We start from the raw sequence: 15,191 nt of genomic DNA on the forward strand, positions 1-15,191 counted from the left end.
GCACGTCTCGCCGAACCTTATTCAATACGTCAAATAGTCGATCCGGAGATACTCATGACAACCCCTTTCGGTCCTTCCTATGTGCGCGCGATTGCGCCTTATATCGCCGGCAAGCCGATTTCGGAAGTAGCCCGCGAATTCGGTCTCGATGAGGCGAACATCGTGAAGCTCGCGTCGAACGAGAATCCGCTCGGCATGCCGGAATCCGCGCAACGTGCGATGGTGCAGGCCGCGAGTGAACTGGGCCGCTATCCGGATGCGAACGCGTTCGAGCTGAAGGCGGCATTGAGCGGCCGTTACGATGTTCCGGCTGACTGGATCACGCTCGGCAATGGCAGCAACGACATCCTCGAAATCGCGGCGCACGCGTTTGTCGAAAAGGGGCAGTCGATCGTCTACGCGCAGTACTCGTTCGCGGTCTATGCGCTGGCTACCCAGGGTCTGGGCGCGCGTGCGATCGTCGTGCCGGCGGTCAAGCACGGCCACGACCTCGACGCCATGCTGGCCGCGATCACGGATGACACCCGTCTGATCTTCGTCGCCAATCCGAACAACCCGACCGGTACCTTTATCGAAGGCGCGGCGCTCGAAGCATTCCTCGCCAAGGTGCCGCGCAATGTCGTGGTGGTGCTCGATGAGGCGTACACCGAATATCTGGCGCCGGAAAAGCGCTACGACTCGATCGCCTGGGTGCGTCGTTATCCGAACCTGCTGGTGTCGCGCACATTTTCGAAGGCCTACGGCCTGGCGGGTCTGCGCGTCGGCTTCGCGATTGCACAACCGGAACTGACCGATCTGCTTAACCGTCTGCGTCAGCCGTTCAACGTGAACACGCTGGCGCAGGCCGCGGCAATCGCAGCCTTGAACGACGCGGCGTTCCTCGAAAAGAGCGCGGCGCTCAATGCTCAGGGTTATCGTCGTCTGACGGAAGGATTCGACAAGCTCGGTCTCGAGTATGTGCCGTCGTCGGGCAATTTCGTGCTGGTGCGTGTCGGCAATGACGACGACGCCGGCAACCGCGTCAACCTCGCGCTGCTGAAGCAGGGTGTGATCGTGCGTCCGGTTGGCAACTACGGTTTGCCGCAATGGCTGCGCATCACGATCGGCCTGCCGGAAGAAAACGAAGCGTTTCTCAAGGCGCTCGAAAAGACGCTTGCGCCCGCGTGAGTGGTGGCGCAAGGCGTTAAAACCGAGCGTCAGATTTTGACCCGCGCGCCGGCGTTTCACGCTATGGCGCGCTTTTCTGTGTGATCGACGTGGCTGGGTTTTCTTTTAACAAGCTGGTGATTTTTGGTGTCGGCCTGATCGGCGGCTCGCTTGCGCGCGCGCTACGCGAGCGCGGCGATGCGGCAGGCTCGCGTACCGTGATTGGCGTGGGCCGCTCGTCCGCATCGACTGCGCGGGCGCTCGAACTCGGTGTGATCGACGCTACGGCCTCGCTCGCGGATGACGCAGCGCTGCGTGCCGCGCTGTCCGGCGCGGATTTTGTGCTACTGGCGGCGCCCGTGGCACAGACCCAGCCGCTGCTCGAACGGATCGCGCCGTTTCTCGACCCGGTTACCATCGTCACCGACGCAGGCAGCACCAAGTCCGATGTCGTTGCCTCGGCGCGCGCCGCGCTGGGCGAACGGATTAGCCAGTTCGTGCCGGGCCATCCGATTGCCGGACGCGAGTCGAGCGGAGTGGACGCCGCTTTGCCTGATCTGTACGTCGGCCGTAACGTGGTTCTGTGCGCGTTGCCGGAGAATCCGCCTGAGGCGGTGGAGCGCGTCGCCGCCATGTGGCGCACGACCGGCGCAGCGGTGCATGCGATGACGCCGGCGCAGCATGACCGTGTCTTCGCTTCGGTGAGCCACTTGCCGCATCTGTTGTCGTTTGCGCTGGTCGAGCAGATTCTCAATTCTCCCGACGCTGCGCTGAAGTTTTCTTTCGCTGCAGGCGGCTTCCGCGATTTCACGCGGATTGCCGCATCGAGCCCGGAAATGTGGCGCGACATCTGCGTAGCGAACCGTATAGCGCTGCTCGACGAACTGGACGGCTACACGGCGGTGCTTGCGCAGTTGCGTGCGGCCGTCGAGGCCGCGGACGGCGCCGCGCTCGAGGCCGTATTCGCCCGCTCGCGCGAGGCGCGCACCGAATGGCAGGAACAGCGCGCGGCGCTAGCCGCTGCCCCCGACGCCGCGAAATAACCGGAACTGGACTCAATCATGGAATACCTCGATCTCGGACCGTTTTCCCGTGCGTCCGGCACGATTCGCCTGCCAGGTTCGAAGAGCATTTCGAACCGCGTGTTGTTGCTCTCGGCGCTTGCTGAAGGCGAAACGACGATCACCAACCTGCTCGATTCCGACGACACGCGAGTGATGCTCGACGCGCTCGAGAAGCTCGGCGTCAAGCTCAAGCGCGAAGGCGACGAGTGCGTCGTGACGGGCACGCGCGGCGCGTTTACCGCGAAGACCGCCGACCTGTTTCTCGGCAACGCCGGCACGGCGGTGCGCTCGCTGACGGCGGCGCTGGCGGTCAACGGCGGCAGCTATCGCATCCACGGCGTGCCGCGGATGCACGAGCGGCCGATCGGCGACCTCGTCGACGGCCTGCGGCAGATCGGAGCCCGGATCGATTACGAGGGCGACGAAGGCTTTCCGCCGCTGCGGATTCGCGAAGGCCAGATCGCCGTCGATGCACCGATCCGCGTGCGCGGCGACGTATCGAGCCAGTTCCTGACCGGGCTGCTGATGACCTTGCCGCTGCTGCGCACGGAAAGCGGCGTGACGGTGATTCAGGTGGACGGCGAACTGATCTCCAAGCCCTATGTCGAGATCACTCTCAAGCTGATGGAGCGCTTCGGCATCAAGGTCGAGCGTCACGGCTGGCATCAGTTCACGGTGCCGGCGGGGCAGCGCTATCAGTCGCCGGGCAAGATCATGGTGGAGGGCGATGCGTCGTCCGCCTCGTATTTTCTCGCGGCGGGCGCGCTCGGCGGCGGTCCGCTGCGCGTGGAAGGTGTTGGGCGGGCCAGCATCCAGGGCGATGTGGGCTTCGCCGACGCGCTGATCCGCATGGGCGCGAACATGTCGATGGGTGACGACTGGATCGAGGTGCGCGGCGTCGGTCATGACCACGGCAAGCTGGAACCGATCGACATGGATTGCAACCTGATCCCGGACGCAGCCATGACCATTGCCGTCGCGGCGCTGTTCGCCGACGGCACGACCACGTTGCGCAACATTGCGAGCTGGCGCGTCAAGGAAACCGACCGGCTGGCCGCCATGGCGACCGAACTGCGCAAGGTCGGCGCCAAGGTCGTCGAGGGCGAAGACTACATCGCCGTCACGCCGCCGGAGCAACTGACGCCGAACGCCGCCATCGACACCTACGACGACCACCGCATGGCGATGTGCTTCTCGCTGGTGAGCCTCGGCGGCGTGCCGGTGCGTATCAACGATCCGAAGTGCGTCGCCAAGACTGTCCCGGACTATTTCGAGCGCTTCACGGCGTTGGCCCAACCTTGATTCACCCGAATCGACCTGACGCGCGACTTTTTCGATGAAACCGACCCGTCCCTTTCACCAGACGCCCGTCATTACGATCGACGGCCCGACCGCCTCCGGCAAAGGCACCGTGGCCGCGCTGGTCGCCGCCAATCTCGGCTTCCATCTGCTGGATAGCGGCGCCCTGTACCGGCTCGCCGCGCTGGCCAGCCAGCGCTACAACATCGCGGTGGACGATCCCGACGCCCTTGCCAAACTGATCGACGACCTCCATATCACGTTCCGCGAGGGGCTCGCGCAACTCGACGGCGTCGACGTTTCAAGCGAGATTCGCGCTGAAGAAGTCGGCAAACGGGCCTCGGCGATTGCCGTCCACGCACCCGTGAGAGCCGCTCTGGTGGCCCGTCAGCGGGCTTTTCGCAAGGAGCCGGGGCTGGTTGCGGACGGCCGCGATATGGGCACTGTTATCTTCCAGGATGCTGCGCTCAAAGTGTTTCTGACCGCCAGCGCCGAGGCCCGCGCCGCTCGCCGGCATAAGCAATTGATCCAAAAAGGTTTTTCTGCTAATATAGATGACTTGCTCCGGGATTTGCGTGAACGCGACGCGCGCGATAGTCAGCGTGTAGCCGCGCCACTCAAGCCTGCAGCGGATGCAAAGCTGCTCGACACTTCCACGTTGTCGGTCGACCAGGCGGTCGATCAGGTGGTGCAGTGGTATCGGGCGCTTTTGCCCATCGCTTGAAAATGCAGTCAGGAATTTCGTTGTAAAGCAGTAGATGCAAGAAGCAGTCCGTTGTCGTGTAGGTGCTCTGCGCATGGGCGTGGAGCGTGTTTTAACCCCTTAACCCCGCGTGGCATTCGCACTCTAGCCGTCATTGCTTGACCATCCGGTCAGCCGGGCACCGCGAAAACCATGCAAATTTCGATTTTTATGTCCGACCTGCAAACCTCTACCCCGAATACCGAATCTTTTGCGGCTCTGTTCGAAGAGTCGCTGACCAAGCAAGACATGCGCGCTGGCGAAGTGATCTCCGCCGAAGTCGTGCGCGTTGACCACAACTTCGTGGTCGTCAACGCTGGTCTCAAGTCCGAAGCCTACATCCCGCTCGAAGAGTTCCTGAACGACGCGGGCGAGGTAGAAGTGCAGGCGGGCGACTTCGTTTCCGTCGCGATCGACGCGCTGGAAAACGGCTATGGCGACACCATCCTGTCGCGCGACAAGGCGAAGCGTCTGGCTTCGTGGCTGTCGCTGGAAAAGGCCCTCGACAACAACGAACTCGTGACCGGCACGATCACGGGCAAGGTCAAGGGCGGCATGACCGTCATGGTCAACGGCATCCGCGCGTTCCTGCCGGGTTCGCTGGTTGATACGCGTCCGGTCAAGGACACGACCCCGTACGAAGGCAAGACGCTGGAATTCCGCGTCATCAAGCTCGACCGCAAGCGTAACAACGTCGTGCTGTCGCGCCGTGCTGTGATCGAAGCCACCCAGGGCGAAGAGCGCGCAAAGCTGCTCGAAACGCTGAAGGAAGGCGCGATTGTGGAAGGCGTAGTGAAGAACATCACGGACTACGGCGCATTCGTGGACCTCGGCGGTATCGACGGCCTGCTGCACATCACCGACATCGCATGGCGTCGTGTGCGTCACCCGAGCGAAGTGCTGTCGGTTGGCCAGGAAGTCACCGCGAAGATCCTCAAGTTCGATCAGGAAAAGAACCGCGTTTCGCTGGGCATCAAGCAACTCGGCGACGACCCGTGGGAAGGCATTTCCCGCCGTTACCCGTCGGGCACGCGCCTGTTCGGTAAGGTCACCAACATCACCGACTACGGCGCATTCGTCGAAGTGGAATCGGGCATCGAAGGCCTCGTCCACGTGTCGGAAATGGACTGGACGAACAAGAACGTTGCACCGTCGAAGGTTGTTCAGCTGGGCGACGAAGTCGAAGTCATGGTTCTGGAAATCGACGAAGACCGCCGCCGTATCAGCCTCGGCATGAAGCAATGCAAGCCGAATCCGTGGGATGACTTCAGCCGCAACTTCAAGAAGGGCGACAAGCTGCAAGGCGCAATCAAGTCGATCACCGACTTCGGCGTCTTCATCGGTCTGCCTGGCGGCATCGACGGTCTGGTTCACCTGTCGGACCTGTCGTGGAGCGAAACGGGCGAAGAAGCAGTTCGCAAGTACAAGAAGGGCGACGAAGTGGAAGCGATCGTTCTCGGCATCGACGTCGAGAAGGAACGTATTTCGCTGGGTATCAAGCAACTCGAAGGCGACCCGTTCAGCAACTTCGTTGCAATGAACGACAAGGGTTCGATCGTCGACGGCGTGGTCAAGACGGTAGATGCGAAGGGTGCAGTGGTCCAGCTGTCGGCGGAAGTCGAAGGCTACCTGCGTGCTTCGGAAATCGCCCAGGACCGCGTGGAAGATGCTCGCAACGTGCTGAAGGAAGGCGACAAGGTCAATGCGATGATCATCAACATCGATCGCAAGTCGCGTGGTATCAACCTGTCGATCAAGGCCAAGGACTCGGCTGAGCAACAGGAAGCGATCCGCGGCCTGGCTTCGTCGGATTCGAGCGCGGCTGCAACCGGCACGACGAACCTCGGCGCGCTGTTGAAGGCCAAGCTCGACGGCCAGAACCAGTAAGCCTTGAGTTTTCTTGAGAGGTCTGCTGCAGTATGACCAAATCGGAATTGGTCGCCCAGCTGGCTACGCGATTTCCGCAGCTTGTACTTAAAGATGCGGATTTCGCGGTGAAGACGATGCTTGATGCGATGTCGGAGGCGCTTGCCAACGGCCATCGCATTGAAATTCGCGGCTTCGGCAGCTTCGGCCTCAACCGCCGTCCCTCCCGTGTGGGGCGCAATCCGAAATCGGGCGAAAAGGTGCTGGTACCTGAGAAGTTCGTGCCGCATTTCAAGCCTGGCAAGGAACTGCGCGAGCGGGTAGACCGCCGCGCGGGCGAGCCATTGAAGGACGAAGAGCCGGACGACGATCTGTAAGCGGCTGCGCGCGGTAAGCGGCGCGTAGTGCTAATAGCGTCAGCGGCCAACGCCAGACGGAAAAAGACCAAAAAAAGCGCCTTCGGGCGCTTTTTTTTTGTCTGCGCCCGGGTTGCGCAAGGTCCGCGTGCGGTACGGGGCCAGTGCAGGGCACGCTTCGTCCCTTCGATTCAAGAGGTAAACCACAAGTAAGCGCGTGCAAACTGCTTGTTACTGCCCACTCGCAGGGCCTTCAATTACAATACGGGTCACTTCGGCGCGGGCAAGACCGTGGCGCGACGCGCGTCATCAAGCCGGCGTTCGACCCGCAACTGCCGTCAAGAGACCTTATTCATGAAATTTATCGTCTGGCTGATCCGCGTTCTGGTGTTCGTGCTCCTGCTGGTGCTCGCACTCTCCAACACGCAAACCGCTACGCTGAATTTCCTGGCCGGTTACGCGTGGTCCGCTCCGCTGATCCTGATCGGCCTCGCGTTCTTTGTGGTCGGCCTTCTGGCGGGGCTCGTGTCGGCGGTACCGGCGCTGGTCCGGTTGCGGCTCGAGAACGGCCGTCTCAAGCGCGAGTTGCGCGTGGCACGCGAGGCGCCTGTGGTGGTCGAAACGCCGCCGCTGCCGCCGCTGATCTAGGCTTTCCCATGCCGTGCGCCCGTGGCGCGCGGCTTTTGTTTCTGTACTCCCGACCAATCGCATGGATCTAGACTTCTGGTGGCTGCTCGTCATACCTGTCGCTTTCGCGTTCGGCTGGATGGCCGCGCGTTACGACCTCAAGACGCTGTTGTCCGAGAGCGCCAACCTGCCGCGTTCATACTTCCGTGGCCTCAATTTTCTCCTTAACGAACAGCCGGACCAGGCCATCGATGCGTTCATCGAGGTCGTCAAGCTCGATCCAGAAACCATCGAACTGCATTTCGCGCTTGGTAACCTGTTCCGTCGTCGCGGCGAGACTGATCGCGCGATTCGCGTGCATCAAAATCTGCTGAGCCGCGCCGACCTGCCCGTCACCGAGCGCGATCACGCGCTCTACGAGTTGGGCCAGGATTTTCTGAAGGCGGGTCTGCTCGACCGGGCGGAAGAGACGTTCCGCTCGCTCGAGACCGGCGATTACGCGCTGGGTGCGCAGCGTGCGCTGCTCACCATCTACGAAATCGAGAAGGACTGGAACAAGTCGATCGACACCGCGCGCCACCTCGAAACGATGGGCGCCGAATCGCTGGACAAGGAAATCGGCCAATTCCACTGCGAGCTGGCGCAGGAAGCGTTGCAGCAAAAGAATCCCGCAGAGTCCCGCCGCCAGTTGCATCTGGCGTTGAAGGCGAACCCGCACAGCGTGCGCGCCACCATTCTGTTTGGCGACGTGGATATGGCAGGCGGCGCGCAGGAAGCGGCGATCGCGCAGTGGCGCAAGGTCGAGGAGCAGAATTCTTCATATCTGCCGCTCGTCGCGGAGAAGCTGATGAAGGCCTACGAGGCGCTCGGACGTCCGGAGGACGGGGCGGATCTGCTGACGACGTGGGTCGACCGCTATCCCACGAACGATCTGCTCGATGTCGCCTACCAGTACGTCGCGGCCCTGCGCGGGCAGGACGCGGCGCACACGCTCGCGCGCTCGCAGATGCAGAAGTCGCCCAATCTGGCGGGCATGACGCGCCTGCTCGAAGCGCAGCAGGCCACGGCGGAAGAACCGCGGCGCAGCGAACTCGAACTGATGCGCACGCTGATCAGGCAGCGCACCAAAAATCTGCCACGGTATACGTGCCAGAATTGCGGTTTCCGGGCACGCCTTTTCTACTGGCAGTGTCCGGGTTGCAGCGGGTGGGAAACCTATGCGCCGCGCCGGGTCGAACCGATCACGGCGTCGAGCTGACCCGGAAACCATCACCGGTAACATAACCGGAACCCATAACCGGAACGCGTATGAAAATCACCATCATCGGCACGGGCTATGTCGGGCTTGTCACTGGCGCGTGTCTTGCCGAAATCGGTCACGACGTTTTCTGCCTGGATGTCGATCCGCGCAAGATCGAAATCCTCAACAACGGTGGCGTCCCCATCCACGAACCGGGCCTGCAGGAAATCATCGCCCGTACGCGGGCTGCACGGCGCATCACGTTTTCGACGGACGTCGAAGCGAGCGTGGCGCACGGTGAAGTGCAGTTCATCGCGGTCGGCACGCCGCCCGATGAAGACGGCTCGGCTGACCTGCAGTACGTCCTTGAAGCGGCGCGCAATATCGGCCGCACCATGAACGGCTTCAAGGTGATTGTCGACAAGTCGACGGTCCCGGTCGGCACCGCGCAACGCGTGCGCGCGGTCGTGCAGGAGGAACTGGCGAAGCGCGGTTTGGCCGGCAGCGACCAGCATCGCTTCTCGGTGGTCTCGAATCCGGAATTCCTCAAGGAGGGGGCTGCAGTCGATGACTTCATGCGCCCCGACCGTATCGTGCTAGGCCACGACGAAGACGAAGCCGGCCAACGTGCCCGCGAACTCATGAAGCGCCTGTATGCGCCGTTCAACCGCAATCACGAACGCACGCTCTACATGGATGTGCGCTCGGCGGAATTCACGAAGTACGCCGCTAATGCGATGCTTGCCACGCGCATTTCGTTCATGAACGAGATGGCGAACCTCGCTGACCGCGTTGGCGCCGATATCGAAGCGGTCCGTCGCGGCATCGGTTCGGACCCGCGCATCGGCTATCACTTCCTGTATGCCGGATGCGGTTACGGCGGCTCATGCTTCCCGAAGGACGTGCAGGCGCTGGTGCGTACTGCCAGTGAAAGCGGCCACAATCTGCGCATTCTCGAAGCCGTCGAAGCAGTGAACAACGAGCAGAAAGAAGTGCTCGTGCGCAAGATCACCAGCACGCTCGGCGAAGACCTGAGCGGCCGCACGTTTGCCGTGTGGGGTCTCGCGTTCAAGCCGAACACCGACGATATGCGTGAAGCGCCGAGCCGGCGCATCATCGCCGAACTTCTGGCTCGCGGCGCCAAGGTGCGCGCGTACGATCCTGTTGCGCTCAACGAAGCGCGCCGGGTGTTCGCGATCGACCTGCACGACGCGCCCGAGCAACTGGCCCGTCTGCATTTCGCGAGCACGCAGGACGAAACGCTCACAGGCGCGGACGCGCTGGTGATCGTCACCGAATGGAAGGAGTTCAAGAGCCCCGACTTCCTGCACCTGAAATCGGTGCTGAAGACGCCGCTCATTTTCGACGGCCGTAACCTTTACGAACCGGAAGCGATGACCGAACTGGGCATCGATTACCACTCGATTGGACGTCCTTATGCCCAACCCTCCGAACTCCCAGCCGATGTCTGAGTCCGTCAACGAAACCACCGTGTCCACTTCTGCACCCATCTCGGTACCGCGCGAGAGGCTCGGCGGTGCACGTGTGCTGGTGGTCGGCGACGTCATGCTCGACCGTTACTGGTTTGGCGACGTCAACCGTATTTCACCTGAGGCACCGGTGCCTGTCGTGCATGTGCAGAAGCAGGAAGATCGCCTCGGCGGCGCGGCCAACGTGGCGCGCAACGCCGTCGCCCTCGGCGCGCAGGCGGGATTGTTGTGCGTGGTCGGTCATGACGAGCCGGGTGAGCGAATCATCCAGTTGCTCGGTGACAGCGGCGTGGTACCGCATCTGGAACGCGATCCTGCTCTGCTGACCACCATCAAGCTGCGTGTCCTGTCACGCCAGCAGCAGTTGCTGCGGGTCGACTTCGAGAATACGCCCGCGCATGAAGTACTGCTCGCGAGCCTGGCGCGCTTTGACGAACTGCTGTCCTCCCATGACGTGATCCTGATGTCGGACTACGCCAAGGGCGGCCTGACACACGTCACGAAGATGATTGCGAAGGCGCACGCGGCCGGCAAGCCAGTGCTCGTCGACCCGAAGGGTGACGATTGGGAACGCTATCGCGGCGCCACGCTGATCACGCCGAATCGCGCCGAGTTGCGCGAGGTGGTCGGGCAATGGAAATCCGAAGACGATCTGATCGCGCGCGTGACGAAGCTGCGCGCGGAGCTCGAGTTCAAGGCGCTGCTGCTGACGCGCTCGGAAGAGGGCATGACGCTCTTCTCCGACGACGGCATTCTGCACGCCTCGGCCGTTGCGCGTGAAGTGTATGATGTCTCGGGTGCGGGCGACACCGTGATCGCCACGCTGGCCGTGATGCTCGGCGCGGGCCTGTCGCTCGTCGACGCTGTTGCGCTTGCGAACCGCGCGGCCGGCATCGTGGTCGGCAAGCTGGGCACCGCTACCGTCGACTACGACGAACTCTTTCTCTAATACCGCACGCCGCCTCGCGCCCGCTTGCGGCGCGAGCGCCGGGTGTCATTGAAACTGTCGGTTGGAGTTGGCGCTTCAGCGCTCGCTCCAACCCTATGTAAAGCTCAATTCCGCAGGACGACCATGACCCTTATCGTCACCGGCGCGGCCGGCTTTATCGGCAGCAATATCGTAAAAGCGCTCAACGAGCGCGGCGAACAACGCATCATCGCCGTCGACAATCTCACGCGCGCCGACAAGTTCAAGAACCTGGTCGATTGCGAGATCGACGACTATCTCGACAAGACCGAATTCGTCGAACGCTTTGCGCGCGGCGATTTCGGCAAGGTCCGCGCGATCTTCCACGAAGGCGCCTGTTCGGACACGATGGAAACCGACGGCCGCTACATGATGGACAACAACTTCCGCTACAGCCGCGCGGTACTCGACGCGTGCCTCGCGCAGGGCGTGCAGTTTCTGTACGCATCGTCCGCGGCGACGTATGGCGGCTCGAGCCGCTTCGTGGAAGAGCGCGAAGTGGAGCAACCGCTCAACGTCTACGGCTATTCGAAGTTCCTGTTCGATCAGGTGATTCGCCGCGTGCTGCCCACCGCGAAAAGCCAGATTGCCGGCTTTCGTTACTTCAACGTCTACGGCCAGCGCGAAACGCACAAGGCGCGGATGGCGTCGGTTGCGTTCCACAACTTCAACCAGTTCCGCGCCGAGGGCAAGGTCAAGCTGTTCGGCGAATACAACGGCTATGCTGCCGGCGAGCAGACGCGCGATTTCGTTTCGGTGGAAGACGTGACGAAGGTCAATCTGCACTTCTTCGATCACCCGGAGAGGTCGGGCATCTTCAATCTCGGCAGCGGCCGTGCACAGCCGTTCAACGACATTGCGACGACCGTCGTCAACACGTTGCGCGCGCTCAACAACGAGCCGCCGCTCTCGCTTGCCGAGCAGGTGCAGCGCGGCTTGATCGAGTACATTCCGTTTCCCGATGCGCTGCGCGGCAAGTACCAGTGCTTCACGCAGGCCGATCTCACGAAGCTGCGCGCAGCTGGTTACGATGAGCCGTTCCTGAGCGTGCAGGAAGGCGTCGATCGTTACGTACGTTGGCTATTCGGCCAGCTATAAATCATTCGCAGACCTCTCTAAACTTGGAATCTCCTGGACGGTGATCGTCACCGGTCAGGTTGTAAGAGGGAGATTCCATATGTTGCGAAAAATCATGGTTACGGCGGCAATGCTCGCCGCATTCGGCCACGCCTACGCGTCGGTCGACATCAATACGGCCAACGAGGCTGGGCTGCGTGGCATCAAGGGCATTGGCCCCGCCAAGGCGAAAGCCATTCTCGAAGAGCGCGACGCGCACGGTCCGTTCAAGGATCCCACGGATCTCAGCAAGCGTGTCAAAGGCATGGGCGGGCATACCGTCGAGCGCCTGCAGGCGGAAGGTCTCGCTGTCGGTCCGGCTGGTGCTGCTGCTGGGGTACAGGCTGCGGCGCCTGCGCAGGGCAACGCCGCGACCGCTGCGACCGCAGTGTCTCAGCCGGCTACGGCAACGGGTGCGCAAAAGGGTAGCGCGGCAGTGGTGGTGAAGAAATAGACGCATGCGGCGGCGCGTGGTTATGCGCGCGCCGCCGTATCGTTTAGCGTTCCTTCAGGTTGGAGTGAAGTCGGCATACAACACTCCTTCAGCTGTCACTCAGATGACTGGCTCCCGCGGTACTCGGCCGCGGGCTTTTTGCGTTGCACGCCGTTTATACCTATACGTTATATCGGCATACCTTTGCGACGATGCATCCATGCCGTTACAAGGGCCGCACGGCAGGGCGACGCACGGTGGTTTAGAATCGTTGGATTCAATACTCCGCGCAGCGACAGCACCCCATATGGCTTACAAAACGATTGAAGACACGATCGGCAATACGCCGCTCGTCCAGCTTGTCCGCTTGCCTGACGATGAGATCCGCAGCCGCAACAACGTGATCCTCGGCAAGCTCGAGGGTAACAATCCGGCGGGCTCGGTGAAGGACCGCCCGGCATTGTCGATGATCAAGAAGGCCGAAGCGCGCGGGCGCATCAAGCCGGGCGACACGCTGATCGAAGCCACTAGCGGCAACACCGGTATCGCGCTGGCGATGGCGGCTGCTGTTCGTGGCTACAAGATGGTGCTGATCATGCCGGAAGACCTGTCCGTCGAGCGTCGTCAGAGCATGGCTGCGTACGGCGCGCAGATCGTGCTTACGCCGGTGACGGGTGGCATGGAATACGCACGCGATCTCGCCGAGCAGATGCAGCGCGAAGGCAAGGGCATCATCCTCGACCAGTTTGCGAATCCGGATAATCCGATCGCTCACTACGAATCGACCGGTCCGGAAATCTGGCAGGAAACCGAAGGGCGTATCACGCACTTCGTTTCGGCCATGGGCACTACCGGCACGATCATGGGCGTGTCGCAGTATCTGAAAGAACAGAATCAGGCCATCGAGATTATTGGTGCGCAGCCGGAAGAGGGTTCGCGCATTCCGGGTATCCGCAAATGGCCGGAAGCGTATCTGCCGAAGATTTTCGACCGCAGCCGTGTGGATCGCGTCGAGAACGTGAGTCAGGCGGCGTCGGAAGCGATGGCGCGCAAGATGGCGGCAGTGGAAGGGATTTTTTGCGGTATTTCCTCGGCGGGTGCTTGCGAGGTGGCGTTGCGCATTGCGCGGCAGGTCGAGAACGCGACCATTGTGTTCGTGGTATGCGATCGCGGCGATCGGTATCTTTCGACGGGCGTGTTCCCGGCGTGATGGAGCTTGAGTAAACGCGGCGGATGCGCTTGATGGGTCATTCGCCAAACAAAAAAGCGCCGGCTATGACCGGCGCTTTTTTGTTCAGGCCGTGCTTCGAACACGGTAAGCCGGTTGCGCGCGCTTATTGCGAGTCTGACGAGTCCGGCGCAGGCGCAGGCATACCCATCGGCGGAGGCATCGGGCTGGCCGAAGGAGGCACGGCCATCGTCGCGGGCGCGGAAGAGGGCGGCAACGAACCCGCTGGCATCGAAGACGGCGGCATTGAATTCCGAGTGACGGAGTTTGGCGGCATCGCACCCTGCGGCAGCGCCCCTGGCGCCATCGAACCAGGCGGCACCGCACCCTGTGGCACCAACCCCGGCGGCGTGGACCCAGGTGCGCCGTGGTTGTCCAGATCGCCGGACGCCTCCAGTTGGGCCTTGATTCTCTCGCCGAGCTGATACACCGACAGCGCATAGAAGAAGCTACGGTTATAGCGCGTCAGCACGTAGAAATTCTTCAACCCCAGCTTGTATTCGGTAGGCATCCCGGGCGTGGGCAAGTCGATGATCGTCACCGGCGTGGCGGCCTCGGCGTTCATATCGAGGCCCGGCTGATCGAGCAGCATGCCGGCGTGCAGCAATTGCTCGAGCGGCCAGTGCGGTTCGGGTTGACCATCCGCGCCAGCTTGCGCGATACCCTGGCTGCCGGCATCCGAGCCGATGTTCCACACCACCGGTCGACCGTTTTCCCAGCCGTTCTGTTTCAGATAATTTGCCACACTGCCGATTGCGTCAGCCTGACTGTTGCGCAAATCGATCTGCTTGTTGCCGTCATACGAGATCGCATACTGCACGATGCTGCTCGGCAGAAATTGCGGAATACCGATGGCCCCGGTGTACGAGCCGAGCACCGAGGTCGGATCGATTTGCGAGTCGCGGGTCCAGACCAGATAGTCCTCGAGATTCTTGCGGAAGGTCTGCTCGCGATCGGCGCGGTTCGGGGTGTTCGGGTAATCGAAAGCGAGGGTCGTCAGCGCGTCGAGCACGCGGAAGTTGCCCATGAAGCGCCCGTAGATGGTTTCCACGCCGAGAATGCCGACAATCACTTCCGGCGGCACGCCGAATTGCTCATAGGCACGCTGCAGTGTGGCCTGGTTGTTACGCCAGAAGCGCACACCCGCGTTGATGCGGATCGGATCGAGGAAGCGCGCCTGATAGGAGCGCCAGTTCTTCACGGACGGCGCGGTCGACGGCGCCGGCGTGACGAGCTTGACTGCGGTCGCCGAGTAGCTGACGCCGGCAAACAGCGCGTGCAACGCGGTGGGATCGAAGTCATAGCGCGCCACCATGTCGTTGATAAAGCCGTCGACATCCGGATTGTTTGCGTAGCGCTGCGGAATGATCTCTTCTTCAAAGGTCTGCCCTTGCGGTACCGCCTGCTGGGGCTGACTTTGCGCGACCAGCAACGGAGGTCTGGCGACGCTGGTCTGTGCCTCGGCCGGACTGGCTGCCGCGAACGCGCACCATGCAACGTATAGCGCAGCGGCCATGTTCTGGATGCATAGCCGGTTTCGTGCGGACAGAGCAAGCTTAACGGTCATAGTGAACTGGGAGCGCAGTGCGAAGGGGTCGGAGGGCGGCAGAAGATTAC

At 62.0% G+C, this 15,191-nt stretch carries 13 protein-coding genes and 1 pseudogene; 13 read left to right on the plus strand and 1 reads right to left on the minus strand.

Features of this window, described 5'->3' with window-relative positions:
* Positions 1-54 precede the first annotated feature (54 nt).
* The 13 genes from hisC (at position 55) to cysM (ending at position 13,556) form a co-directional block, all read left to right on the plus strand.
* Entirely contained in the window at positions 55-1,167 is a 1,113-nt protein-coding gene (hisC, locus tag P3T20_RS11940; RefSeq protein ID WP_074263721.1) for a histidinol-phosphate transaminase, read from the plus strand.
* An 80-nt stretch (positions 1,168-1,247) separates the two neighbouring features.
* On the plus strand, positions 1,248-2,189 hold the full coding sequence (locus P3T20_RS11945) for a prephenate dehydrogenase (protein ID WP_074263722.1): 942 nt from the start codon (positions 1,248-1,250) through the stop codon (positions 2,187-2,189).
* Between the two features lie 18 nt (positions 2,190-2,207).
* Entirely contained in the window at positions 2,208-3,512 is a 1,305-nt protein-coding gene (gene aroA / locus P3T20_RS11950) for a 3-phosphoshikimate 1-carboxyvinyltransferase (protein ID WP_074263723.1), read from the plus strand.
* Positions 3,513-3,546: 34 nt separating this feature from the next.
* Positions 3,547-4,233 carry a (d)CMP kinase gene (cmk, locus tag P3T20_RS11955; protein ID WP_074263724.1) on the plus strand — a complete coding sequence of 229 codons (687 nt, stop codon included), beginning with the start codon at positions 3,547-3,549 and terminating at the stop codon, positions 4,231-4,233.
* 171 nt (positions 4,234-4,404) lie between these two features.
* On the plus strand, positions 4,405-6,138 hold the full coding sequence (gene rpsA, locus P3T20_RS11960) for a 30S ribosomal protein S1 (protein WP_020068971.1): 1,734 nt from the start codon (positions 4,405-4,407) through the stop codon (positions 6,136-6,138).
* 32 nt (positions 6,139-6,170) lie between these two features.
* Positions 6,171-6,494: an integration host factor subunit beta gene (locus P3T20_RS11965; protein WP_074263725.1), complete on the plus strand. Its 324-nt coding sequence runs from the start codon at positions 6,171-6,173 to the stop codon at positions 6,492-6,494.
* A gap of 333 nt (positions 6,495-6,827) precedes the next feature.
* On the plus strand, positions 6,828-7,121 hold the full coding sequence (locus P3T20_RS11970; RefSeq protein WP_074263726.1) for a lipopolysaccharide assembly protein LapA domain-containing protein: 294 nt from the start codon (positions 6,828-6,830) through the stop codon (positions 7,119-7,121).
* A gap of 61 nt (positions 7,122-7,182) precedes the next feature.
* Positions 7,183-8,358 carry a lipopolysaccharide assembly protein LapB gene (lapB, locus tag P3T20_RS11975; protein ID WP_074263727.1) on the plus strand — a complete coding sequence of 392 codons (1,176 nt, stop codon included), beginning with the start codon at positions 7,183-7,185 and terminating at the stop codon, positions 8,356-8,358.
* Positions 8,359-8,408: 50 nt separating this feature from the next.
* On the plus strand, positions 8,409-9,812 hold the full coding sequence (locus P3T20_RS11980) for a UDP-glucose dehydrogenase family protein (RefSeq protein ID WP_074263728.1): 1,404 nt from the start codon (positions 8,409-8,411) through the stop codon (positions 9,810-9,812).
* Complete coding sequence (rfaE1, locus tag P3T20_RS11985) at positions 9,778-10,779, plus strand: D-glycero-beta-D-manno-heptose-7-phosphate kinase (RefSeq protein ID WP_074263729.1); 1,002 nt, start codon at positions 9,778-9,780, stop codon at positions 10,777-10,779. Before P3T20_RS11980 ends, rfaE1 begins: the two co-directional genes overlap by 35 nt.
* Before the next feature lie 123 nt (positions 10,780-10,902).
* A complete protein-coding gene (gene rfaD, locus P3T20_RS11990; RefSeq protein ID WP_074263730.1) occupies positions 10,903-11,895 on the plus strand; it encodes an ADP-glyceromanno-heptose 6-epimerase in 993 nt (330 codons plus the stop codon).
* Between the two features lie 79 nt (positions 11,896-11,974).
* Positions 11,975-12,367, plus strand: a complete 393-nt coding sequence (locus tag P3T20_RS11995) for a ComEA family DNA-binding protein (RefSeq protein WP_074263731.1) — start codon at positions 11,975-11,977, stop codon at positions 12,365-12,367.
* A 286-nt stretch (positions 12,368-12,653) separates the two neighbouring features.
* On the plus strand, positions 12,654-13,556 hold the full coding sequence (gene cysM / locus P3T20_RS12000; RefSeq protein WP_074263732.1) for a cysteine synthase CysM: 903 nt from the start codon (positions 12,654-12,656) through the stop codon (positions 13,554-13,556).
* Positions 13,557-13,917: 361 nt separating this feature from the next.
* Here cysM and mltB read toward each other — a convergent pair.
* A pseudogene (gene mltB, locus P3T20_RS12005) lies at positions 13,918-15,141 on the minus strand (lytic murein transglycosylase B); the annotation flags it as partial.
* Between the last annotated feature and the right edge of the window lie 50 nt (positions 15,142-15,191).

Origin of the sequence: Paraburkholderia sp. GAS206C (assembly GCF_050435645.1) — a bacterium.
Classification (GTDB): Bacteria; Pseudomonadota; Gammaproteobacteria; order Burkholderiales; family Burkholderiaceae; genus Paraburkholderia; species Paraburkholderia phenazinium_B.